Source organism: Trichormus sp. NMC-1, from assembly GCF_001858025.1.
Taxonomy (GTDB): Bacteria; Cyanobacteriota; Cyanobacteriia; order Cyanobacteriales; family Nostocaceae; genus Anabaena.
This window is the reverse complement of record NZ_LZQD01000005.1, coordinates 20,527-43,684: the sequence shown is the minus strand read 5'-3', so window position 1 is coordinate 43,684 and position 23,158 is coordinate 20,527. Positions and strand designations below refer to the sequence as shown.

The window sequence follows — 23,158 nt, the reverse complement described above, 5'->3', positions numbered from 1 at the left end:
TATCACCAATCGCCTGTTATAAAGTACGCAAGCGATACCTACGGCAACGCCTGAAGGCGATCGCGCAAAATTTCTGCTTGTTTCTCAGCCTCTGCTAAAGCATCCCGTACACCTTGAACTACATCTGCGGGAGCTTTATCCACAAACTTAGGATTACTCAGTCTATAACTTAGAGAAGCAGCTTCAGCTTCGGCTTTGCTGATACTTTTCTCTAGTTTGGCACGGAGAGCTTCAACATCTACAACACCTTTTAAGGGAATTACCACTTGGACAGTACCGACAACACCAGCAATAGAATTGTCTGATTCGTGGGTTTGAGTAGCTTCTGGCTGTGATATATTTTGGCTATCAACCGGCACAGACGAACTGGTAAATAACTTTTGTCTACCTTCGGCATTGAGTATATTGCGAACAACAAACCAACCTGCATAACCAAGACCAACGGTTTCAAAGAAAGTCCCAAAAAGAGGAAGACGCAAAATTGCATTTCCAACAATAATACCCACTCTAAAAAAAACAAGTCCGACAATAATTAAGCCAATAGCTTTTAAACCCTTGAAAGCTGATTTATTTAAAATTGATGGTTTTTTAGGTTCATCAATCAAAGCTTTGTTAGTAATAGTTAAAGTTTCTACCTTGGCCAAATCTTGAATGTAAGATTGTCCAGCATTGAGGATAAAACGTTCCTTCTCACTTTCACTTTGCAAATTAGCAGTGATTTTTACCCCTGGCTTGATGTCAGCTTCAGCCCGTAAATTGCGAATTGTGCGAATAGTATTAATTAACAATTCAAACTGTTCTTCCAATGTTGGGTCAATTAATTTTTCATCCGCATCAGGATAGGGTTGTAAGGCTAGAATTTGTGGATTCTCTGCTGGTTGTTGAGTAAGAGTTTGCCAAATTTCCTCAGTAATATGAGGCATCAAGGGATGAAGTAGTTTTAAAATTCCTTCTAAAATATAGGCAAGAATTTGCTGGGCAACTTTGAGAGATCCGGGATCTGCATCTTTTTGAAGGCGAGATTTTACTAATTCAATATACCAATCACAGAAATCACCCCAAATAAACTCATAAAGTCCCTTAGCAGCTTCTCCTAAACCGTAATTGTCGATGTAATTAGTGGTTTGTTTAACTACTTGATGATAACGGGAAATAATCCATTTATCACTGAGTTCTGTCGGTTCAGGTTTACCCAATTGGGCTGGAGTTTGCCCATCCAAATTCATCATTACAAATCGGGCTGCATTCCATAACTTATTCGCAAAGTTACGAGATGCTTCTACAGATGTTGATTCGTCTTTTTTGCGGTCATATTCTAAGCGAATATCTTGACCAGCACCTGCTACTTCTTTAATTAAGGTATAACGCAGGGCATCAGTTCCATATTTAGCGATTAGCAATAATGGGTCAATGCCATTATTTGCAGATTTAGACATTTTTTTGTTATTTTCATCCCTGACCAAGCCGTGAATATAAACAGTTTTAAACGGCATTTGTCCGGTGAAATGTCCCGCCATCATCGTCATTCTCGCCACCCAGAAAAAGATGATATCAAAACCTGTAACTAAGGTGGCGTTGGGGTAGTAAGTCGCTAAATCTGGAGTTTGTTCTGGCCAGCCTAAAGTTGAAAATGGCCAAAGTCCAGAAGAAAACCAAGTATCTAAAACATCAGGGTCTTGTTCTAATTGGACATTTTCCCCAAATTGCGATTTGGCTTTTTCCCAAGCTTCCGTTTCCGTTCGCGCTACGAAATAGGGTGTTGAGTCGGTGATTTGTCCGCCGGTTTCGCTGATAGCATACCAAGCCGGGATTTGATGACCCCACCATAATTGACGGGAAATACACCAGTCTCGCAAATTTACTAACCAGTCACGATAGACTTTTGTCCAGCGTTGGGGAACGAAATCTGGAGAATTTTGATTATCTAAAAATTCGAGAGTTTTATCAGCAAGGGGGCGAATTTTGACAAACCACTGAGTTGAAAGCAGAGGTTCAACAGGGACTTTTCCGCGATCGCTATAAGGTACTGTATGTTTATAATCTTCTATCTTCACCAAAACCCCATCTGCTTCTAGGCGAGAAATCACATTTTTCCTGGCCACAAAGCGGTCTTGTCCTTGAAACTCCCCGGCATTTTCGTTCAGAGTGCCGTCTTTATTCATAATATTGATAAACGGCAAATCATGACGTTTACCCATTTCAAAATCATTGGGGTCATGGGCTGGAGTCACTTTCACGCAACCCGTACCGAAAGCCGGGTCAACCAATTCATCACCAATAATCGGGATTTCTCGGTTCATAATTGGCAAAGTCAGGGTTTTACCAATTAAATGTTTATACCTTTCATCATTGGGATTAACCGCAACTGCTGTATCACCTAGCATCGTTTCTGGTCGAGTTGTCGCCACTTCTACAAAACCAGAACCGTCACTCAGCGGATAGCGGAAGTGCCACAGATTACCATTTACCTCTTTTGGTTCCACTTCCAAATCAGACACCGCAGACCCAGAAGCGGGACACCAATTCACCAAATAGTTACCGCGATAAATCAGTTCTTCATCATACAGACGAATAAAAGCTTCTAAAACAGCTTTCGATAAACCTTCATCTAAGGTGAAGCGTTCCCGTGTCCAGTCTACCGAAACACCCAAACGGCGCAGCTGATTAACAATTGTACCCCCAGATTCCGCTTTCCATTGCCAAGCCCGTTCTAGAAATTTTTCCCGTCCCAAATCATCGCGAGTTTTACCTTCAGCTTTGAGTTGCTTTTCGAGAATCGTTTGTACAGCAATGCTGGCATGGTCGGTTCCGGGTAGCCAGAGGGTATTGCGTCCTTTCATGCGATGGTAGCGCACCAGGGTATCAATCAACGCACTTTCAAAGGCGTGACCCATGTGCAAACTACCAGTCACGTTTGGGGGGGGAATGACGATACAGTAGGGTTCACCCTGGTGGTTGGGGTCAGCTTTGTAAACTTGGTTGTCTTCCCAGAATTTTTGCCATTTGGCTTCTGTGGAAAAGGGTTCGTAGAGACTGGGGAGATTGGGAATAGTTGCGGTCATGCGGGGAATAATCAGTTTTTTAGGACTCTATTAAATTTTGCCACAGGGTTGGTGGGGTTTTGATGAAAACGTAGACACGAAGTGGCTTCTTAACAACCCACTATATTAGACATCTGGTGGTAAATATTGTAGAGACGTTCCATGGAACGTCTCTACAAGGGTTTTAGGTCACGCATATTTAAAGAAAGGTCGATGTCTATTTATGTTATGCGAGCCATGTTACTTTCCCAGAATGATGGAGGAAATACCTTAATAGTATCTTGCAGGTAAGTATGTCACTTATAAGTGCGTACTTTTCATTATCTATGGGTATACTTTACTATAGTAATAGTTCAAAGCCAGTTTACCAGTGAATTAAATTGTCGGTTGGCTGTAGCGACAATCCAATCCAACAAAGACTTTGATCATGTGGAGTAACCGCAACGTCAAACTTATCTAAACCAATTCTGTGTGATAGCTTGCGTGGCGTAGCCATAGTTGCGCCAACTAAATCTCGTAGAAATATTATACAGCAGATTGCAAGTTGCAAGAGATACAAACTGCAAGTCAAAATTTAAATATCAAGCAGTCAATAGTGAGGTTAAATCATGTCTCAAAATACAGTTAACTACATAATTCATGATGGAAATGCACGCGGTCATAGTCAGATTGACTGGTTAGATAGTTATCATACATTTTCTTTCAGCCATTTTTATGATGCAAACCGCATGGGATTTCGTTCTCTGCGAGTCATAAATGATGACAGGATTGCTGCTGGGGCTGGATTTCCTACTCACGGACATAGAGATATGGAAATTCTTACCTATGTCTTGTCAGGTGCAGTTGAACATAAAGATAGTTTGGGTACAGGTTCGGTAATTCGTCCTGGTGACGCACAAATTATGAGTGCAGGGATTGGTATTATGCACAGTGAATTTAATCCCTCACAAACTGAAGAACTGCATTTACTGCAAATTTGGATGTTACCAGATACCCTAGGATTAACCCCAAGGTATGAACAAAAAACTTTTTCTGTAGAAGAAAAACGGGGAAAACTACGTTTAATTGCTGCACAAGATGGACGTGATCATGCGGTGACTATTCACCAAGATATTGATTTATATGCATCTATTTTAGAGCCAGGTGACGTTATTAATTATCGCGTCCAGTCTCATCGTTATGCTTGGTTACAAATAGCAACAGGTGAAGTAATTTTCAATGGTAAAGAACTTAGAGCAGGGGACGGAGTGCAAATTACTGGAGAAGAGCAACTAGAAATTACTACCAACCTCAACGCCGAAATATTGCTTTTTGACTTAGCTTAAACAGGAATTAATCCCAGTGCTGATAGTTAGTAAACGAACTAAGGCTTTGATTCTGTTCCTGTTAATATTGCCCTTCCAGACAATATTTGACAATCAGCAAACAATTCCTGCTATCAGCAGCACGTTCATAGACAACATGATCTGCCAAGCGTCGAAGCAGAAACCATCCATACCCTCCTACTTGTAGAGTACCTGGCTCCGGCTCGACTATCGCATCAGGATTAAAAGGTTGACCATGATCCCAAATTCTCATCTCTAAGCGGTCACTCCACAGACTCAATTCAATTTCTATGGTTGTTTCTGGTGGTAAAGCTCGATGAGCGTGACGAACAGCGTTGGTAAAGCCTTCTGCTAATGCTAAGTTGAGGCGATAAAGTTGGCTTTCTGACCAGCCGAATTCAGCTAAATATTGGAAAGAAAATTTTTCAAACCATTGTTGTACGTGGTTTAGGAGCTTAAGATCGCTCTTCACCGTCAGATGGTCTTGCTGCACTGTGGTAAGCATTGACCTTGACTTGAATATAGATAATTGAAAAATGGTATTGTTTGTGTTTTAGCGATTTTGGATTGAGAAATAGTTTTTATTTTCCATCCAAAATTGAAAATTTAAGATCAAGCTTAAACAGTCAAAATTTACGCCTGATGGTTTTCAAAAGCATATATGAGCTAGAACTATGAGCAGCTAAAATGCTATTCATGACTTGTAGCCAGCTAGTTTTTAGACTTACTCATAACTTTAGTATATGCTCTTGAAACTCACAGGCGTAACAGCGCTTTGTGGAAACTAATTTAGAACAGTCCCAAAGTCAGAGATTTATCTAATGGTAACGCAGCGCCAACACCTAACCACAGGGTGACGAGAGTACCAAACAGAAATACTGTTGTAGCTACTGGACGACGGAAGGGGTTTTGGAACTTATTCACGTTCTCAATAAAGGGAACGAGAATTAGCCCCAAGGGTACGGCAGCCATTGCTAATACTCCTAACAATTTGTTAGGTAGTGAACGTAAAATCTGGAAGACTGGGTATAGATACCACTCTGGCAAAATTTCCAAGGGAGTGGCAAAAGGATTAGCTGGTTCACCTGTCATGGCTGGATCTAGCACGGCTAGAGCCACAATACAAGCAAATGAACCCATAATTACGATGGGAAATACGTACAGCAAATCATTGGGCCAAGCAGGTTCACCATAGTAGTTATGTCCCATGCCTTGGGCAAGTTTGGCTCTTAACTTAGGATCGCTCAGATCGGGTTTTTTTTGCGTTGACATTTTTAAATGTACTCTCCTGCTGAAGTTGAGTTTAAGCATTGGTGAAAGCCATCAGATGTTTAGGCAATCTGCACGATTGTACATCTGGTGAAAAGGCAAATTTCTCAGGCCAGTATTTATAACTTTCACCGTTTACAGGTTCAGATAGTAGTGTTTGTTTACAACTTATGTTTTTTCTGCTTCCTAAGTTTAAAACAAACAATACTGATCTGGAAACTGAATCATGCTTTTTCGCTAATGACTGTCTGATTACAAAGGACCGGAAATACCTTGTTTGCGGATCATCAAGAAGTGGAACAGCATGAAGACTGCAATTAACCAAGGTAGAACGAAGGTGTGAGCGCTGTAGTAGCGGGTTAGTGTTGCTTGACCAACACTGGAACCACCGCGTAGTAGGTCGGAGATGAGAACGCCAACTACGGGAATTGCTTCTGGTACACCACTAACAATTTTTACAGCCCAGTAGCCAACTTGATCCCAAGGTAGGGAGTAGCCTGTCACACCGAAGGAAACGGTGATTACAGCGAGGATGACACCACTGATCCAGGTCAGTTCGCGGGGCTTTTTGAAGCCACCTGTGAGGTAAACCCGGAAGGTGTGCAGAATCATCATTAGCACCATCATGCTGGCTGACCAGCGGTGAATGGAGCGAATTAGCCAACCGAAGTTGACTTCATTCATGATGTACTCTACGGAGGAATAAGCTTCAGTGACTGTTGGCTTATAGTAGAATGTCATCGCAAATCCAGTAGCAAACTGGATCAAAAAGCAAACTAGGGTAATTCCACCTAGACAGTAGAAGATGTTGACGTGAGGAGGGACGTATTTGCTGGTTACGTCTTCTGCTAGCGCTTCGAGTTCTAAGCGTTCCTCAAACCAGTCATAAACATTGGCCATACAATCTCAAATTCCTAACAATCGGTTGCGGTTGATAAATCTCCCAATAGCAATTTTGGGATTTTCACAAAGATGAGTTTTTTTCAGAGTAATTAAATTTTTTCAGAAACTTAACACTCTGTAAATATGGAATATATTGCTTCCCCTTGGCAAGCTAACGCCAAAAACGTTGGCCACAAGGTAGATTTTATCGTTAATGAAGAGGGTTTGACCTAAATCAGTTGACTTAACAACTTGATGAGAGCAATGCACGTCTTCTATAAAAAAAGTAACATAGTCGAGAGATAGATTTCATAAACAATCGGGCATTTGGTCAGTTCTAGGGAATTTGGGTTGAGGTGGAATTGAAGATGGGGTTCATGAATAAACAGGTTTTGCGGCAAGGATTTTGTTTAGTTTTGGCTTTTTGCTGGGGTTTTGGCTCATTTATCCAACCAGCATCAGCTTTAACGCAGGAGCAGAAATTAGTTTCTGAGGTTTGGCGAATTGTCAATCGCTCTTATCTGGATGAAACGTTTAATCATCAAAACTGGGCTGATGTGCGGCAAAAAGCTCTAAAAAAGCCGCTGAATAACCCTGAAGCAGCTTATGGGGCAATTCAAAAGATGCTTAAGAGCCTTGATGATCCTTTTACTCGGTTTCTAGATCCAGAGCAGTACCGTAGTTTGCAAGTGAATACTTCTGGAGAACTGACGGGTGTGGGTTTACAAATTGCCCTCAATTCCCAAACTGGTAGCTTGGAAGTAATTACACCTATAGAAGGTTCTCCAGCGGAAAAAGCAGGACTCAAACCACGCGATCGCATTCTCAAAATTGAAGGTCTATCTACAGAGAATCTCACTCTTGACGAAGCTGCAGCGCGGATGCGTGGCCCAATCGGTAGTATTGTAACTCTCTTGATTGGACGAGAGGGAGAGGCAGAAAAGGAAATTATCTTAACGCGCGATCGCATTGAACTTAATCCGGTGGTAGCTGATTTACGTTTATCCCCCCAAGGGCAACCCATTGGCTACCTACGCCTAACTCAATTTAATGCTAATGCCTCTATGGAATTGGCGCACGCTATTTCTAGTTTAGAAAAAAAAGGCGCTGCTGCCTACATTCTCGATTTGCGAAATAATCCAGGAGGACTCTTACAAGCTGGAATTGAAGTCGCTAGGCAATGGTTAAACTCAGGCACAATCGTCTACACTGTCAACAGGCAAGGTCTTCAGGGGAATTTTGAAGCTGCTGGTGTAGCCCTGACAGAAGATCCTTTGGTGATTTTAGTCAATCAAGGAACTGCCAGCGCTAGTGAGATTCTAGCCGGTGCTTTGCAAGATAATGGTCGCGCCCAGTTAGTAGGTGAAACTACCTTTGGCAAGGGACTAATTCAATCCTTATTTGAATTGTCTGATGGTTCGGGTTTGGCGGTGACAATTGCTAAATACGAAACTCCTAACCACCGAGACATTAATAAGTTGGGTATTAAACCAGACAAAATAATTACTCAAGAACCAATTACCCGTCAGCAAATCGGTACAGAAGCCGATGGTCAATATCAAGCTGCTGTGGAAGTCTTGACTAAAGATTTGGTAGTAGTGGGGACGCGGTGATGGGGAGACGCGGTGATGGTGGGACGCTCTTACGCGGAGAAAATTAAGAATTACCTGTCACCTGCACCCTGCCCCCTGCCTAACGGGAGGCTACCGCCAACACCAATCGTTGATAAGCTTGGTCTATGAGACGTTTGCCTCGGAGAAAGCCTGTATTAGCGCCGGGGCAAATGTACTGTAAAGTTTCTGGTGTAAAGCGATCGCGCAGGGCTTGAAGACTTTTAACTTGTCTTGGCCAGTGAAAAGTCTTTGGTGTGCGGAGTGGAACCAGTTCACCTTTTTGGTTGGGAAGTAAATGCCGTCCAGAAAATAGCACGCCCCCAAATTCACGATAGTATAGACATGATGAGCCGGGAGAATGTCCCGGTGTCCAAATCGCTTGTGCTGTGGCCTCAAGAGTGTATTCTTGACCAAAGGTGGTAACAGTTGAGCCAGGTAATAAATAAGCTTCTTGTTCTTGAATAAGAATTTTACAGTTAAAGATTTGCTGAATCTCTGCCGCTTTGCCTATAGCACCGCGATGAGTGAGAAAGAGCCAGCTTACACCCCCATGTAAACACAAAAAATCCTGCGTTGTTTGTTCTATCGAGGGGCAGTCTATGAGGATGTTACCTTCATTTCTTAAAATCAAGTAAGAAGTTCCCCCTAATGTATCCCGATTAGGTGGAAATGCAAAAATGGTGTTGAGTGCGAAGTTTGTCGTTAAGTTTTCTTCTATCGGCACTTCATCAGGAAGTACAGTTATGGGTGGCTTAATCCTATGACTTGGCTGTTGAGATAAGGGGGACATGAGCAAAAAACCGAAACTGAGGAGTGGTGGACAATCGGGTTACAGTGTACTTACCCAACTCTGTTAACTGTAGTTGCAAAATTAGGGTTGCAGTCTTGCTTGTAGTCATGATGTTTTACAGAGACTACAGGTAGGTCATTTTGTCAAAACTGGTGAAGATAACATGGCATTTTGGTTTATCCTGTTACTGGGACTAGCTACTTATCTAATAATTCAGCGCAGCGTTGCTCAAATCACCCGAACGCCTGTGTGGTTGTTGTGGCTGGTGTTAATGACACCATCTTTTGTGTTGACTGGTTGGACGCTGATCTATGGTGCTAAACAACCGCCTCCAGCAACTCTGATTATCTGGCCGTCAGTTGTATCCCTGGTGTTATACTGGCTGTTGTTTCAGTGGGGTCGGCAAGTATCAGGAGATACACAGACTCAACCGTCAGATCCAGTCTCACAATCAGCCCATCATTCTACCTCAGAACCGACACCAGTGCGTCCTATTGAGCCAGCAGAAGAAACTCAACTGCGAAATTGTTTTTCTTGGTCTGTATACTACATCCAAAACATTGAGTATCGACCCCAAGCTGTGATTTGTCGTGGTCAGTTGCGAACAACACCAATTAATGCTTACCAGCAGATTAAAGCAAATATTGAATCAGTATTTGGCGATCGCTTCTTGGTAATATTTCAAGAAGGTATAAATGATAAACCTTTCTTTGTACTCGTTCCCAATAGTCAAGCTGCTAAACAAAGTAACAACAGCAAGCGAGAAAACTTAACTCAACCAGTCATAGCAATCCTACTCTTAGCAGCTACTTTAATAACTACTACTTTGATGGGTGCGAAAATTGCTGGTGTTGAATTCACTCAACTAGAATCTGACCCAACTATCTTGCTCAAAGGCTTACCCTATGCATTAGGGTTAATGACTATTTTAGGTATTCACGAACTTGGTCACTATTTCACGGCTAGATTCTACAAAATTCGCTCGACACTACCTTACTTTATTCCCGTCCCATTTTTCCTGGGAACTTTTGGCGCATTTATTCAAATGCGTAGTCCAATTCCCAACCGCAAAGCTTTATTTGATGTCAGTATAGCCGGGCCAATTGCGGGTTTTGTTGTTACCTTGCCCCTACTTTTATGGGGGTTAGCTCATTCGGAAATAGTTCCTCTCAACGAAAAACCCGGACTTTTGAATCCTGATTCTCTTAATCCTAAATATTCCATTTTATTAGCGTTGCTCTCAAAGTTAGCATTAGGAAGTGAGTTAACAGTAAAATCAGCAATTGATTTGCATCCAGTTGCAGTCGCTGGGTTTTTAGGACTGATTGTAACGGCATTAAACTTGATGCCCGTTGGACAACTTGATGGTGGACATATTGTCCATGCAATGTTTGGACAACGCACCGCAGTTGCTATTGGTCAAATTGCTCGTTTATTGTTATTACTACTTTCTTTTATCAGAGAGGAATTTTTATTGTGGGCAATTATTTTATTATTCGTGCCATTGATTGATGAACCTGCACTGAATGATGTCACCGAACTTGATAATGGACGTGATGTGTTGGGATTAATGGCAATAGCTTTATTATTGTTGATTGTGCTGCCATTACCTGAATTCTTGGCTCGTGTGTTGCAAATTTAGAAGCAATACAATCAGGTGGGCATGGCCCACCCTACTATCTAACTTTGACTAGCAGCAGAATTAGCCGCTTCAGTAGCCTTTGTAGATACAGCAGTACTACCCATGCGAATTTCCGAAGTGAAGGAAGCCATGCTAAAACCGCCAAAACGCTTCAGGACACTTACCCGCATTCGTAAATTGGGACTAGCAAACCACAACCGTTCTTCAGACCACATGGTTTCATACTCAGTAATGAGAGTCAGAGCGCCATCATTGCCCATTTTATAGCTGCCAGCGACGGGGGCTTTCTCTGCGTAACCCATTTCCCGCAGTAACTTACCTTCATCTGGATTATCTGCATCAGGAACTGTGGCTAAAACGGTAGAACCTTCGTGTTTTTCTTCGTCCCATTCCATTGTGCCGTTCCAGGTAACTCGCGCACCACAGGAAGCCGTACTAGGTTCAATTTCATACTGTTGACACAATTTGATCACTTCTGGATGATCTGCGGCCAGCATCTCAATGACGATGTCTGATTTACCGTCTTCCGATTGCTTAAAAGCCAAATGGTGACTGGTGCGATGAGAAAACCATTTACCAGCACTTAATTCAAAAAACTCTTCAATATTCATGAATCAAAATTTTCTAAATCCTACTTTTATTATTAAAATCTAGGACGGAGTCCTTTAACTTAAACTTGGTTGTCGATTTCTTCGAGTCTTTTGAGAGAAATTGTCGCAGCTTCTGCAACGTAGGGATGACTGTCTTTTTCTAGATATTTCAAAGCTGAGATGCTCTTGGGAGTGGGCAAATTACCCAAAGCTTCTGCAACACGCTGCCGTACTAACCAATCCTCTGCTTGGGCAAAGCGCAGGATATGACTTACAGACTCAATAGATTTAATTTCTCCTAAAGCAGAAATAGCCGCTTGTTGGATGACTACTTCTTCGCTATCGAGTGCTTTAATCAAAATTTCACGGGCGCGGGGGTCTTTAATATTACCGAGAGATACGGCTGCACTAAATCTAACTAGCCAATCAGTATCTTCATAAAACGCCCGTGATAAAGCCTCTAATGCTCTGTTATCACCTAAATAGCCTAAAGCCCCAGCAGCATCAGCACGGATACCATAATCGGGGTCAGTTTCTAAAATTCTTACTAATATGGGATAACATTCTGGGGTTTGCTTGATACCTAGAGCAAATACTGCCATTGAGCGCAGTTGCAGAGATTCATCATCTAAAACCTTTTTAATCAAAGGTACAGCATCTTCTGGGGAGATATGGCGTAAGCTGGCCAGGGCTACCATGCGATCGCGCAAATTTGGACTTTCTAACTGAGTAGAAATTATCTCTAAGCTGGGAGCATTCATTTAATTTACGGCACTTTCTTAATTTATCTTTACTTTAACTTAATTAACTACCTATGCCCCAGGTGTGAGTCTAATGTATTCCAGTTATCACTCAGATCCCACCCTTAACTGTGCCTCAGGTGTGAAGAGAAGAATAAAGGCTAAACGTAGGGTTAAAGGTACGACTGTAGAGTACAGCGTCAAACCTTCAGGAGAATCACAATGGTTCAACTTAGCGAACGTCCAGGTGTCAAACAAATCACAAGCTTGCAAGATAAGTTTATCTACGAAGTTGGTGCGATGTACGATGCTGAAAATCGCTTCTTAGAAGCACAGCAGATGATGTGGCAATGTTGTCAAAACAACCAGTGTAAGTCTCTAATTGAGACCCATATTCGTGAAACCGAGCAGCAAATCAGAAACCTAGAGCAGATTTTCAGCACTTTGAAACAGCAACCACAACGGGTTACTTGTGAAGCTGCGGCTGGTGTGATTAGTGATGGTCAAAAATTCATGCTACTAGCTGCTAATAATCCCACAATTCTCGACTTAGGTCTCGCGGGAGTCCAGTCTAAAGTTGAGCATTTCGAGATTGCTTGCTATCGTAGCTTGATTACAGTTGCTGAACGGATGGGACAACAAGAAGTAGTGCAGTTGCTACAGCAAAACTTGCACCAAGAAGAGCAGACTGCACAAAAAATTGACCAGTTGATGCCCCAGTTACTGCAAGCAGCACAGTCTGGTAACGGCAAAACTACTAAATCTCGCTAATTTACAGCGATTTGCATTCAAATAATTCATATTGTAGAGACGTTTGAGGAAACGTCTCTATCTTCGTTTGAGAGAAAAACCTTTGACAAACTCCTTGCAAAATTTATCTGCAAGGAATTAATTCTACAGACTAGGTGGCAAAATAATGTTATCAATTACATGAATAACACCGTTGCTGGCTGGAATATCTGCCTGAGTTACCTGAGCATCATTGACAAATACACCTGTAGCCTTATCAACTTTCACACTAATTGGATCACCTTGTAAGCTTTTGACTTGACCTGAGTTCAAATCGCTAGAAAGGACTTTACCCGGCACCACGTGATAAGTTAAAACTTTCACTAATACTTCTTTGTTTTCCTCCTTTAACAAATCCTGCAAAGCGTCTTGTGGTAATTTGGCAAAAGCTGCATCAGTGGGAGCAAAAATAGTGAAAGGACCCTTTCCTTGCAATACTTCTGTCAGTCCAGCAGCGTTTAAAGCCTTGATCAAGGTTGTAAAAGAGCCGTTTGATTCTGCCACTCCGATAACGTTTTTGGTTTCTGTTGTACTGGCAGGTGGTTGGGTTGTCGGAGGTGTAGTAGTTTCAGGTGTTTGAGTTCCTGGAGTGGTGGGAACTTCTGTTTCTGGCTTCACGGGTTGAGTTTGTCCAGATGTATTACGACCTCTATAGCGAGGCTCATTGAAAATACTTGGTCTAGGATTGAGTACTCCACTTCCACCTGTCTGCTTGACCTGTATTTTGCCTTTAGTATTGCCCTTTTCTTGAGATAGGGGTTGATAATTTTCTTGAATCCTTTGACTCCGATTGTAGGGAGCTTCGTTGAAAATACTCGGCTGAGGATTGAGGAGTTCTTTGGCTTGAGATGGTAAAGTCATCAGGAGGCTAAAGCCGGTTATGCCGACGATACCAGCGAATTTGGTCAATAATTTGCTGTAAGTTACATTCATAAATTGTGTTTGTCTTCATTGTTAACAAGCTACATAAAAACTTATAACATTTTGTTAAACCAAAATCTAACTAGAACCGAAAATCTGATTTTTAGTCCAGATTCAGACTATATAGTTATGATCAGCTAGTATTGCTTCTCCAAGAGGCGCTATGGGAAGCTGTGTAGCTGGCGCTGTGCGTTGATGCCGAATTAAAAATTAAAATTTTCAACAGCAAAGAAGGAAGAGTTTTCAACAATTGGGAATGGTTGGTCTATTTCTGCCGTTATGTACTAGGTTAATCCACATGAAACTAAATCATTGTTTTCAGGATTTTATTTGTTAATTTGCTGGTAAATATCTGGTAAATATATTTTGGTTAGCTATTAATGGCGACAAAAATTAGGACAAATTTTTACTTTATTTTTCATTAAATAAAAGATATGATAACTTAATAACTGGAAAAATTACTGTAACTAAAGATAGAATTATAAAATCCATAAAGTGAGTGACAGGATATACAAGATGCTGGAATTATATCAGTGGGAATTATCTCAATATTCTGAAAAGGTGCGCCTCATCCTTGACTATAAAGGGTTAGAGTATCGCAAAATCGAGGTGACACCAGGAATTGGACAAGTAGAATTATTTCGTTTGACTGGTCAGAAACAAGTTCCAGTATTAAAGGATGGTCATAGATATATTGTAGATTCTACGGAAATAGCTAAGTATTTAGACTTAGAATATCCAGATCGCCCAATGATACCAAAGGACCCGAAGAAACGCGCTACTGCTTTATTGATAGAAGATTGGGCGGATGAATCAATAGGTGTTAAGGGTAGAAAAGCATTCTTTGCGGCTATTAGTCAAGATCAAGATTTCCGTAAGTCTTTATTACCTGTTTCTACACCAGATGTTTTCAAAAATCTGGTAGAAGGTGTACCCAGTGATTTTCTCTCGGTTTTGGGTTTTGGGGTGGGTTTTACCCCAGATGTGATTAGTGCAGCGATCGCTAGTCTAAAACAAGATTTAGACATTCTGACAGAATTATTGGCAGATAGTCCTTATTTATTAGGAGATGAACCAACCATAGCTGATTTGGCAGTCGCGGGATTATCGATATTGTTGAAGTTTCCAGAAGGTTCTTACTTGGATTTACCCGCATCTCTCAGAGGTAAAGGAGTCCCCGGTTTAGCGGATAATCCTGATTATGAACTATTCTTCACTTGGCGCGATCGCCTCTACGCCCAATTCAGAAAACCTCTATCAACCATAACTCCAACAGCGCCAAGTGCGCCAACTTCAATTCAGATTGATTAGGTAAACAGGTGACAGGTGACAGGTGACAGGTAAGACTTTTTGCCAATCACCAATCACCAATCACCATAACTAATGACTAATGACTAATGACTAATGACTAATGACTAATGACCAATGACTAATAACTAACAAAATGAATTCAGGACAACCGCTAGGTTCAGTTATCCAAGGTTCACTAACTGGGGGTTTGGAAGTCAGACTACACCCGGATATTTCTGTAGAAGATATGCGGGTGGGTAAATTTTTGGTGGTACAGGGGATGCGATCGCGCTTTTTCTGTATGCTGACAGATGTAGCTTTAGGCGCTGCAAATGCACGTATTGTTGCTAGTCCCCCAAGTTGGGAAGATACTTTTTTGCGCGAGGTGTTAGCTGGAAGCGGAACCTATGGAATGGTCAACCTCGCACCAATGTTGATGTTTACCCCTGAATCTCAGGAATCTTTCTCCTCTCCTAATGGTAAATCTGTAAATTCATTTGTTCCGTCTTTCAAGGGTTTAGCGTCATTTCAACCGCAAACTAGCACGACGATGGAATTGCTACCTGTAAAAACCATTCCCAGTCACTTTAGCCAAGTTTACGACGCGAATGAAGATGATTTTCGGCGGGTATTTGGTTGGGAAGATGATCCTCACAGAAACAACTTCTCTATCGGTAAACCCTTAGATATGGATGTGCCGATTTGTATTGATTTAAATCGGTTTGTAGAACGAAGTAACGGCGTTTTTGGTAAATCAGGGACGGGGAAATCTTTCCTGACTCGCTTACTTTTAGCGGGTATAATTCGCAAAAATGCGGCTGTTAACTTGATTTTTGATATGCACTCAGAATATGGCTGGGAAGCAGTAGCAGAAGGTAAAGAAGTTAACACCGTCAAAGGTTTAAAACAATTATTTCCCGGTAAAGTCGAAGTTTATACTCTTGACCCCGAATCAACTAAACGCCGGGGCGTACGTGATGCACAAGAACTCTATCTTAGCTATGAGCAAATTGAAGTAGAAGATATTAAATTATGTGGCAGAGATTTAGGACTTTCCGAAGCAGCTTTAGATAATGCCAATATCTTATGCAACGAGTTAGGTAAATCTTGGATTCCTCAGTTATTCAATATGACAAGTGAGGATATTAAGATTTTTTGTGATGACAAGCCAGGACACCCAGGCTCAATTACTTCTTTACAGCGTAAGCTATTACGTTTAGATAGTCTAAAATATATGCGGGCAGTTTGTCCCCAAAACTATATTAGTAAGATTCTACAATCTTTAGAAGCTGGGAAAAATGTGGTGATAGAGTTTGGTTCCCAGTCAAATATGCTATCCTATATGTTGGTGACAAATATGATCACCAGACGCATTCACGAGCATTATGTCAAAAGAGCAGATCGATTTCTGCAAAGTAAGAATCCTTTAGATAGACCAACGCCATTAATGATTACAATTGAGGAAGCACACCGCTTTCTTGACCCAGGAGTGGTACAAAGTACAATTTTTGGAACCATAGCCCGCGAACTGCGGAAATATTTCGTAACACTTTTAGTAGTTGATCAACGTCCTTCTGGGATAGATAATGAAGTTATGTCCCAAATTGGGACTCGCATCACAGCATTGCTGAACGACGAAAAAGATATTGATGCAATTTTTACAGGTGTATCTGGTGCTGGGGCTTTACGCTCAGTATTAGCAAAGTTAGACTCTAAGCAACAAGCATTAATTTTAGGTCACGCCGTTCCCATGCCAGTAGTTGTACGTACCCGTCCCTATGACTCAGTATTTTACACCGAAATGGGCGACCAAGCCTGGGAAGAAAAATCAGATGCAGAAGTTTTCGCAGCCGCAGAACTAGCTAAAGCTGATTTAGGTTTTTAGACACCCTTACTTCGATAGTCATTATTTTAGTAACCAATGACGAATGACTAATGACCATTTCGTGACATCCCTCCATCATGGCAGCTTCATAAGTTCGGTTATCCGGCTACTTGCAGGCAACAGAAGAGGGGTTTTTGGAGTCACTATAGATATAGTCAGCGTTTTTAAGGAACTTTAAAACCAAATTAAGCAGTCAGCCCATTTTGCTTTATAATTGTAAGATTTATCTGGGCTACTTTACTATCCGCCAGATCTGCCGTACTATAAAAGAAGTACAACTCATACTGACTTCGTGTTTTATCGCTGCTGCCAGCAGACCAAGAAAAGAAGAATTCTTGAAAACAAACCATTGTGCTTCTAAGAGATTCCAAAATTGAGGAAGGGGAGGGGAACCCATTCTAGGGTACCACCGTCTGGAAAACGGCTATATAAATTAATTGCTTATGGTAGCTCACCTATATCTATTGATGTTTATACCACCCTTTTGAATTCGCCATAGTTGAGAAAAGATAAATTTTGTTTAGGGAGTAGAGGACAACGCACCAATGCCTACTGTTAACACCCAAACTGAAAACCTGAACACCAAATTCACAGCTGATATGGTGCGAACCTATCTGCGGGAAATTGGTCGTGTACCTCTGCTAACCCGTGAGCAAGAGATTGTTTATGGGAAGCAGGTGCAACAAATGATGACACTGGTAGAAGCTAAGGAAGCTTTGGCAAAGAAACTAGAGCATGAACCTAGTTTACCAGAGTTGGCTGCCCATGTTAATCAATCTGAACCCGATGTCAAGCAGACTTTGGCGCTTGGTAAACGAGCCAAGCAAAAAATGATTGAAGCCAATTTACGCTTGGTTGTAGCTATTGCGAAAAAGTATCAAAAAAGGAACATGGAATTTCTGGATTTAATCCAGGAAGGAACCTTGGGATTAGAAAGAGGGGTGGAGAAATTTGATCCTATGCGGGGTTATAAGTTCTCAACCTATGCTTACTGGTGGATTCGTCAAGCGATTACGAGAGCGATCGCACAACAAGGTCGCACCATCCGCCTACCCATCCATATTACCGAGAAACTGAACAAAATCAAAAAAGTGCAGCGGGAATTGGCACAAAAGTTAGGAAGATCCCCAACACCTACAGAAATCGCCAAAGAATTGGAATTAGAACCTGCTCAGATTCGTGAATATCTGAACATGGCGCGTCAACCAGTTTCTTTAGATGTGCGAGTTGGTGATAACCAGGATACCGAACTGCAAGAAATGCTGGAAGATGACGGACCATCACCAGAATATTACACCACTCAGGAATTCTTGCGCCAAGACCTCAATAACCTATTAGCAGAACTCACACCCCAACAGCGCGAAGTTGTGGCTCTGCGCTTTGGTTTAGAAGATGGTAATGAGATGTCCTTGGCGAAAGTCGGTGAGCGGTTGAATCTCAGCCGTGAGCGTGTTCGTCAATTAGAGCATCAAGCTCTTGCTCATTTACGTCGCCGTCGCGCCAATGTTAAAGAATACGTTGCCAGCTAAAAGCATACACGCACCGCAACTTATCCATAGACATCGCTTTTGGCGGTGTGCCTCCTGAATCCAGGGGGCAATTTTTTTATGCTTTTTGTTTGGCGCAAAATCACATCCCAAATTAATTTCCGAAAATCTTTGACGGTAATGCGGAATCGATAGACTTGCTGTTGTAGCTAAATATTATGGTTAATCTGTATAAATGTGAAGTAGTCAAGATTAAATCTCAATTATCCCTGAAAAAAACTTTCGTATTATTTCACCCTGAAAAATCTGCACAGAAATGCCAAAGTGAAAATAGCTAAGATACTATTTTTCATCCCCCATATGGCTGAATCTGTGGGATGAAGCCTATAGTGTAAAACAATGTTCGTTTTAAGAATATCGACTAAAATTCCAGAAAACTTACTTTATTGATTATTTTTGATTATAGACAATATATAAAACCTTTGAGGGAGCCTTAAAGTCATAGTGTTTAGTTATTCTTACAGTAAGTAACAGGAAAATAATTCATTTTGTTACAGGAGAAATCACGTGCTTAACAATTTTTCTAAATTTATTACTCCAGGTCAGTTAAAATTTGCAGGTGTTGGCTTACTTGCCACTTTTGGTATGGTAGGTTTGGGTGCTGTCAGTGGACAGAATAAAATGTTGGTGAAATCTACAGCAGTAGCTGCAAATTTACAACTATCTACGAATCAAATTCAGAGTAGTGAGATTCAGAGTAGTGAGAAAACCTCTCTTTTGTCTAAACTCAGAGAAATCAGAGAGCAAAAAAGTCAACTACACACAGATGAATTTGACAGTAATAACTTAGAAAAAATTGAGCAAGTTTTTTCTGAACCAGAGAATAAAAATGTCAACATAGTTCCCACAACTAGAAACAACTTGGGACTATCAATACCAGTAAATTTACCCCAAAAAGATGGTATTTATCTCTATGGTCAGTCATCAACACCAAACCAGTTAGGACAAGGCTATATTGTCTTTCAGAAACAGCAAGGTCAGGTGATAGGTGCATTGTATATGCCTAGTTCTGAGTTTAGTTGTTTTCAGGGTACAATTGCCAAGTCTGGAGAACTAGCAATGACGGTCAGAAGTTCTCCTGGGGAAGTTGGTGCAATTCAAGTGTCCACAACCAGTAGAATACCTCAAATCACGGATGAGGATGCAATCAGTTATGCTTACTCAGTAGCACTGCAAGACTATCATCCACTCAAAACTATCAGTGCTAACGACAGAAAGATTTTACAGATGTGTAATCAAGAGTGATGCTAATAAATAGCAATCATCAACTGAGGTTTTTCCCTTACTGACTATTACTATCAGACTGAAAATTAAACTGTATGATTGCAGATTCTTCCCCCTTTTGCTCTGGGATTAATCCCAAATCCGTCTTGGAAAGTTTGCTCAAGTCGGCATAGCCGCCCACGCAACTTTCCGCAAAATCTAAAATCCAAAATAATAAATTAACGTCATCAATATTCAATTCCCGCTTGAGCTTTAACACCTTGATCGCGGAAAGGATGTTTAACAAGAGTCATTTCAGTAACTAAATCTGCCTTTTCCATTAATGCTGGTGGTGCGCCTCTACCTGTAAGAATTACGTGTTTATCAGGTGGTTTTTGCTCTAAACCGGCTAAAACTGCCTCAATTTGTAAATAACCGAGTTTGAGAGCAATATTAATTTCATCCAATAGTACCAATTTAAAGTCTGGGTCGCGGATGTATTCTAGGGATTTATTCCAAGCGATGCTGGCTTTGTCGAGATCCCGATCGCGGTCTTGAGTTTCCCAGGTGAAGCCTTCACCCATAGCGTGAAATTCTAATTGGTCTGACCAATGACTGAAAGCCCGCTTTTCGGAGGGTTCCCAGGCTCCTTTGATGAATTGAACTATTGCTACTTTGTATCCATGACCAAGCGATCGCATCACCATTCCCAAAGCCGCAGTGGTTTTACCTTTACCATTACCTGTGTTGACAATAATTAATCCTTTTTCGGGGATGGCTTTAGCTATTCGTTGATCTTGTACTTCCTTACGTCGCTGCATCTTTTTGCGGTACTGTTCATCACTCAGGGATGATGACATTACCTCATCAATCAAGCGCGAAATTTCTGGATCGGAATTTAATTCTTGGGGTGTGTCGTTTTTCATTACCTTTGTCAAAAAATAGGTGTTACAACTAGGGAAATAAAGTATAAGTTCTGGGTTTATACAATTTAGCTAAAATTGTATTGTTTATATATCCATTAAGATTACAATAAAAAATATCAGAAATATGTTAGTTTTTATAACATTATTTTCCAGTAATCCAGTCAGCGACTTGCAAATCAAAAAATATCCCATCGCTCTCCATGACGAGAGCCGTCGTTGATCAAATTTCATCAATTCTGGATGAAACTGCAATTCTCAACCGCATCAAGGATGATTTGTTGATGAAGGTAGATGATTTCCATTTCACCACATTTGGAGCCGCGATCGCTATAAGCATCGATATTACTAAAAAGCGATCGCATATATCTCACTACTGACAATATTAGCAATCGCCTTCAGTAAACCTTTTAGGTGATAGATCGTTAATGCGATCGCGTTTGACTTAGAGTAGGATCTGCGGTAATTTGTCCTTAATATCTAAATTAAAGTTACAAGCCCTAAATGACATCCCGAAATCGGTCTTCTATTCGAGTAACAGGAGTAACGACAACATGACATTACTACGCGCTTTTTTAGTTGTTTCTACACTTATCATTTTTACGGTATCAATTTATGCCATAGCCACAACGGGTATAAATTTTCCAGCCGTCTATTTTGGCGATTTGCTGAAGCTTGACTGGCGAGCTCAGTTCAACACGGATCTTTTGATTTTTCTCTCCCTAACGGCAATCTGGGTTACGTGGCGAGAGGGATTTACCCCCAAAGGGTTTCTCTTCGGCTTTCTGTGTCCTTCCGTTGGTGCCATGTTCGTATGTCCTTATTTGCTGCTCGCAACCTACAAGGCCAATGGCGATCCAAAGGAGTTGCTACTGGGCGTACATACTGACAAGTGACTGAGTGACTTTAGATCGAACTACACTTGTCTAGCAGCATATTGATTTCCGCAGCAACTTTCCAAGGATTTTGACCTTTGAATGGGGCTGCGATTACAGTTTCGTAGGGTTTCAACAAAATTTATCTTCAGAATAATTTCGTATTTACAGCAGGAGTCAGAAGGGGCGTATTGCAATACGCCCGTAAATTCGTAACCAAGTTGTTTTTCTAAAGCTACTTTATAGCTATGACCTGAATCCGTTTTTTCTAATTCTTCCAAAAATCTATTTCTATAATCTTCATATTTTTTAAAAGAAATATTTTTAAAGTCAATAATTTTGAAGTATTCAGAACCGTTACTTTTTTCTTGTATAATTTCAATCTAGATTCTGTACCTCATTGATCTGCAATCTGCTGTATACATATATTGATTATTAAGAATAGTATAAGAAACTACTTTAATAAAGTTATGAGCATGGACAGTTTAGCGCCTTTCAAGCCCTATCTCAGTTTTTTCTGCCTTATTACTGGACAAAATTCCTAGGATTTGTATCGAGCAGTATTGGCGGAATTGCTTAAAAGCTAGATAACATTATATTCGGTTGGATTCGGCGTATCTATAATTTGAGAGTTAGCAAAAATGTCAAAACAGCAAGGTAAGAAAATTGCACCTATCCCCATGTCTAACAATGTTAGCGTGGTTGACTTGATTGATACCTATTTTACGGCTTACAACTCAGCCCGGTTGCGGGAAGCCTGTCAACTGCTGACTAAAGAAGTGTTTCAAGAGGGTGTCACTGTAGGGGTTAGCCTTTCCGGGGCGATGACACCAGCCGGATTTGGAGTTTCCGCCCTTGCGCCTTTAATTCGCAATGGTTTTATTGACTGGATGATATGCACTGGTGCAAATCTTTACCATGATATGCACTACGGTTTGGGTTTTGAATTGTTTGCGGGTAGTCCGTTTTTAGATGATGTCAAATTGCGGGAAGAAGGGACAATCAGAATTTATGACATTATTTTTGGTTACGACGTACTGCTAGAAACCGATGCTTTCATCCGCAAAGTTCTCCAAGCAGAACCTTTCCAAAAACGCATGGGAACGGCTGAGTTTCACCATTTGCTAGGGAAGTGCGTGTGGGAAATAGAAAAGCAATTGGGTGTCAAAAATTCTTGCTTATTAGCAACAGCTTATGAATGTGGCGTACCTATTTACACTTCTTCTCCTGGAGATAGTTCCATTGGGATGAATGTTGCAGCGTTGGCGTTAGAAGGTTCAAAGTTGGTGATAGATCCTTCTATTGACGTAAATGAAACAGCAGCGATCGTCTATGGGGCGCGAGAAAACGACGGTACAAGTGCAGCGGTAATTATTGGTGGTGGTAGTCCTAAGAACTTTTTATTACAAACACAACCGCAACTTCACGAGGTCTTAGGATTGGAAGAACGAGGACATGATTTCTTTGTTCAGTTTACAGATGCACGTCCTGATACCGGTGGGTTATCGGGGGCGACTCCCGCAGAAGCTGTGAGTTGGGGTAAGATTGACCCAGATGAGTTGCCTAGTGCGATCGTTTGTTATACCGATAGTACGATCGCTCTGCCATTAGTAACAGCATACACTCTCAATCAGTGTCAACCTCGTACCCTGAAGCGGTTGTATGATGGACGGGAAGCACTTTTAGAGACTCTGCAAAAAGATTATCTAGCGGCTAAAGACAAGCCGGTTGTTAAGGAAGATAGTGGTGAGGAAGTAGCAACTTATCCTTGCGGTACACCAGTTAAACGTTAAGGTTTTACTATTTGTGGGCGATCGCTGATCAAGGTGCATC

At 41.2% G+C, this 23,158-nt stretch carries 21 protein-coding genes; 11 read left to right on the top strand and 10 right to left on the bottom strand.

Annotation, left to right across the window (positions count from 1 at the left end; all coding sequences use genetic code 11):
• Positions 1-38: 38 nt before the first annotated feature.
• Positions 39-3,062, bottom strand: coding sequence for a valine--tRNA ligase (locus A9Y75_RS16410; protein ID WP_071190627.1), 3,024 nt, complete (start codon positions 3,060-3,062; stop codon positions 39-41).
• A 587-nt stretch (positions 3,063-3,649) separates the two neighbouring features.
• Between A9Y75_RS16410 and A9Y75_RS16405 the strand changes: the two genes are divergently transcribed.
• Positions 3,650-4,366, top strand: a complete 717-nt coding sequence (locus A9Y75_RS16405) for a pirin family protein (RefSeq protein WP_071190626.1) — start codon at positions 3,650-3,652, stop codon at positions 4,364-4,366.
• A gap of 61 nt (positions 4,367-4,427) precedes the next feature.
• Here the strand turns inward: A9Y75_RS16405 and A9Y75_RS16400 are convergent, their stop codons facing one another.
• From A9Y75_RS16400 to A9Y75_RS16390, 3 genes are all read right to left on the bottom strand, one after another.
• Complete coding sequence (locus tag A9Y75_RS16400; RefSeq protein ID WP_071190625.1) at positions 4,428-4,871, bottom strand: anti-sigma regulatory factor; 444 nt, start codon at positions 4,869-4,871, stop codon at positions 4,428-4,430.
• Positions 4,872-5,155: 284 nt separating this feature from the next.
• Complete coding sequence (gene petD / locus A9Y75_RS16395) at positions 5,156-5,638, bottom strand: cytochrome b6-f complex subunit IV (protein ID WP_071190624.1); 483 nt, start codon at positions 5,636-5,638, stop codon at positions 5,156-5,158.
• Positions 5,639-5,887: 249 nt separating this feature from the next.
• Positions 5,888-6,535, bottom strand: a complete 648-nt coding sequence (locus tag A9Y75_RS16390) for a cytochrome b6 (protein WP_071190623.1) — start codon at positions 6,533-6,535, stop codon at positions 5,888-5,890.
• A gap of 350 nt (positions 6,536-6,885) precedes the next feature.
• On the opposite strand from A9Y75_RS16390, the gene ctpA reads away from it, so the two are divergent.
• The gene (gene ctpA, locus A9Y75_RS16385) at positions 6,886-8,130 is read left to right on the top strand and encodes a carboxyl-terminal processing protease CtpA (RefSeq protein ID WP_071190622.1); all 1,245 of its coding nucleotides are present in this window, start codon (positions 6,886-6,888) and stop codon (positions 8,128-8,130) included.
• A gap of 79 nt (positions 8,131-8,209) precedes the next feature.
• Here the strand turns inward: ctpA and A9Y75_RS16380 are convergent, their stop codons facing one another.
• The gene (locus tag A9Y75_RS16380; RefSeq protein WP_071190621.1) at positions 8,210-8,920 is read right to left on the bottom strand and encodes an MBL fold metallo-hydrolase; all 711 of its coding nucleotides are present in this window, start codon (positions 8,918-8,920) and stop codon (positions 8,210-8,212) included.
• 163 nt (positions 8,921-9,083) lie between these two features.
• On the opposite strand from A9Y75_RS16380, the gene A9Y75_RS16375 reads away from it, so the two are divergent.
• Positions 9,084-10,562 carry a site-2 protease family protein gene (locus A9Y75_RS16375; RefSeq protein ID WP_071190620.1) on the top strand — a complete coding sequence of 493 codons (1,479 nt, stop codon included), beginning with the start codon at positions 9,084-9,086 and terminating at the stop codon, positions 10,560-10,562.
• A 38-nt stretch (positions 10,563-10,600) separates the two neighbouring features.
• Here A9Y75_RS16375 and A9Y75_RS16370 read toward each other — a convergent pair whose 3' ends face one another.
• Complete coding sequence (locus A9Y75_RS16370) at positions 10,601-11,173, bottom strand: phycobiliprotein lyase (RefSeq protein WP_071190619.1); 573 nt, start codon at positions 11,171-11,173, stop codon at positions 10,601-10,603.
• A gap of 59 nt (positions 11,174-11,232) precedes the next feature.
• Positions 11,233-11,913: a HEAT repeat domain-containing protein gene (locus tag A9Y75_RS16365; protein ID WP_071190618.1), complete on the bottom strand. Its 681-nt coding sequence runs from the start codon at positions 11,911-11,913 to the stop codon at positions 11,233-11,235.
• A gap of 201 nt (positions 11,914-12,114) precedes the next feature.
• Here A9Y75_RS16365 and A9Y75_RS16360 point away from each other — a divergent pair, with 201 nt between their 5' ends.
• The gene (locus tag A9Y75_RS16360; RefSeq protein ID WP_071190617.1) at positions 12,115-12,663 is read left to right on the top strand and encodes a DUF892 family protein; all 549 of its coding nucleotides are present in this window, start codon (positions 12,115-12,117) and stop codon (positions 12,661-12,663) included.
• A 123-nt stretch (positions 12,664-12,786) separates the two neighbouring features.
• Here the strand turns inward: A9Y75_RS16360 and A9Y75_RS16355 are convergent, their stop codons facing one another.
• Entirely contained in the window at positions 12,787-13,614 is an 828-nt protein-coding gene (locus A9Y75_RS16355; protein WP_071190616.1) for a fasciclin domain-containing protein, read from the bottom strand.
• Between the two features lie 504 nt (positions 13,615-14,118).
• Between A9Y75_RS16355 and A9Y75_RS16350 the strand changes: the two genes are divergently transcribed.
• The 4 genes from A9Y75_RS16350 (at position 14,119) to A9Y75_RS16335 (ending at position 19,569) form a co-directional block, all read left to right on the top strand.
• Positions 14,119-14,913: a glutathione S-transferase family protein gene (locus A9Y75_RS16350; protein WP_071190615.1), complete on the top strand. Its 795-nt coding sequence runs from the start codon at positions 14,119-14,121 to the stop codon at positions 14,911-14,913.
• Between the two features lie 133 nt (positions 14,914-15,046).
• Entirely contained in the window at positions 15,047-16,777 is a 1,731-nt protein-coding gene (locus tag A9Y75_RS16345) for an ATP-binding protein (RefSeq protein WP_071190614.1), read from the top strand.
• A gap of 545 nt (positions 16,778-17,322) precedes the next feature.
• Positions 17,323-18,306, top strand: coding sequence for an RNA polymerase sigma factor, RpoD/SigA family (locus A9Y75_RS16340; RefSeq protein WP_071190613.1), 984 nt, complete (start codon positions 17,323-17,325; stop codon positions 18,304-18,306).
• A gap of 525 nt (positions 18,307-18,831) precedes the next feature.
• A complete protein-coding gene (locus A9Y75_RS16335; protein WP_071190612.1) occupies positions 18,832-19,569 on the top strand; it encodes a hypothetical protein in 738 nt (245 codons plus the stop codon).
• A gap of 206 nt (positions 19,570-19,775) precedes the next feature.
• On the opposite strand, the gene cobO is transcribed toward A9Y75_RS16335, so the two are convergent.
• Positions 19,776-20,453 carry a cob(I)yrinic acid a,c-diamide adenosyltransferase gene (gene cobO / locus A9Y75_RS16325; protein ID WP_071190610.1) on the bottom strand — a complete coding sequence of 226 codons (678 nt, stop codon included), beginning with the start codon at positions 20,451-20,453 and terminating at the stop codon, positions 19,776-19,778.
• A 200-nt stretch (positions 20,454-20,653) separates the two neighbouring features.
• On the opposite strand from cobO, the gene A9Y75_RS28590 reads away from it, so the two are divergent.
• The gene (locus tag A9Y75_RS28590; RefSeq protein ID WP_177176218.1) at positions 20,654-20,830 is read left to right on the top strand and encodes a hypothetical protein; all 177 of its coding nucleotides are present in this window, start codon (positions 20,654-20,656) and stop codon (positions 20,828-20,830) included.
• 174 nt (positions 20,831-21,004) lie between these two features.
• Positions 21,005-21,346 carry a hypothetical protein gene (locus A9Y75_RS16320; RefSeq protein ID WP_071190609.1) on the top strand — a complete coding sequence of 114 codons (342 nt, stop codon included), beginning with the start codon at positions 21,005-21,007 and terminating at the stop codon, positions 21,344-21,346.
• 20 nt (positions 21,347-21,366) lie between these two features.
• Here A9Y75_RS16320 and A9Y75_RS28585 read toward each other — a convergent pair whose 3' ends face one another.
• Complete coding sequence (locus A9Y75_RS28585; protein ID WP_071190608.1) at positions 21,367-21,606, bottom strand: hypothetical protein; 240 nt, start codon at positions 21,604-21,606, stop codon at positions 21,367-21,369.
• A 360-nt stretch (positions 21,607-21,966) separates the two neighbouring features.
• Here A9Y75_RS28585 and speY point away from each other — a divergent pair, with 360 nt between their 5' ends.
• A complete protein-coding gene (gene speY / locus A9Y75_RS16310) occupies positions 21,967-23,118 on the top strand; it encodes a deoxyhypusine synthase (RefSeq protein WP_071190607.1) in 1,152 nt (383 codons plus the stop codon).
• Positions 23,119-23,158: the final 40 nt, after the last annotated feature.

Bases quoted from the DNA above. Each gene is read 5' to 3' on its own strand.
- petD (WP_071190624.1), bottom strand. From the start codon at position 5,638: ATGTCAACGCAAAAAAAACCCGATCTGAGCGATCCTAAGTTAAGAGCC.
- A9Y75_RS16405 (WP_071190626.1), top strand. From the start codon at position 3,650: ATGTCTCAAAATACAGTTAACTACATAATTCATGATGGAAATGCACGC.
- A9Y75_RS16380 (WP_071190621.1), bottom strand. From the start codon at position 8,920: ATGTCCCCCTTATCTCAACAGCCAAGTCATAGGATTAAGCCACCCATA.
- cobO (WP_071190610.1), bottom strand. From the start codon at position 20,453: ATGAAAAACGACACACCCCAAGAATTAAATTCCGATCCAGAAATTTCG.
- A9Y75_RS16410 (WP_071190627.1), bottom strand. From the start codon at position 3,062: ATGACCGCAACTATTCCCAATCTCCCCAGTCTCTACGAACCCTTTTCC.
- A9Y75_RS16355 (WP_071190616.1), bottom strand. From the start codon at position 13,614: ATGAATGTAACTTACAGCAAATTATTGACCAAATTCGCTGGTATCGTC.
- A9Y75_RS16350 (WP_071190615.1), top strand. From the start codon at position 14,119: ATGCTGGAATTATATCAGTGGGAATTATCTCAATATTCTGAAAAGGTG.
- A9Y75_RS16375 (WP_071190620.1), top strand. From the start codon at position 9,084: ATGGCATTTTGGTTTATCCTGTTACTGGGACTAGCTACTTATCTAATA.
- A9Y75_RS16360 (WP_071190617.1), top strand. From the start codon at position 12,115: ATGGTTCAACTTAGCGAACGTCCAGGTGTCAAACAAATCACAAGCTTG.
- A9Y75_RS16390 (WP_071190623.1), bottom strand. From the start codon at position 6,535: ATGGCCAATGTTTATGACTGGTTTGAGGAACGCTTAGAACTCGAAGCG.
- A9Y75_RS16345 (WP_071190614.1), top strand. From the start codon at position 15,047: ATGAATTCAGGACAACCGCTAGGTTCAGTTATCCAAGGTTCACTAACT.
- A9Y75_RS16365 (WP_071190618.1), bottom strand. From the start codon at position 11,913: ATGAATGCTCCCAGCTTAGAGATAATTTCTACTCAGTTAGAAAGTCCA.
- A9Y75_RS16370 (WP_071190619.1), bottom strand. From the start codon at position 11,173: ATGAATATTGAAGAGTTTTTTGAATTAAGTGCTGGTAAATGGTTTTCT.
- A9Y75_RS16340 (WP_071190613.1), top strand. From the start codon at position 17,323: ATGCCTACTGTTAACACCCAAACTGAAAACCTGAACACCAAATTCACA.
- speY (WP_071190607.1), top strand. From the start codon at position 21,967: ATGTCAAAACAGCAAGGTAAGAAAATTGCACCTATCCCCATGTCTAAC.
- ctpA (WP_071190622.1), top strand. From the start codon at position 6,886: ATGGGGTTCATGAATAAACAGGTTTTGCGGCAAGGATTTTGTTTAGTT.
- A9Y75_RS16400 (WP_071190625.1), bottom strand. From the start codon at position 4,871: ATGCTTACCACAGTGCAGCAAGACCATCTGACGGTGAAGAGCGATCTT.
- A9Y75_RS28590 (WP_177176218.1), top strand. From the start codon at position 20,654: ATGACGAGAGCCGTCGTTGATCAAATTTCATCAATTCTGGATGAAACT.
- A9Y75_RS16320 (WP_071190609.1), top strand. From the start codon at position 21,005: ATGACATTACTACGCGCTTTTTTAGTTGTTTCTACACTTATCATTTTT.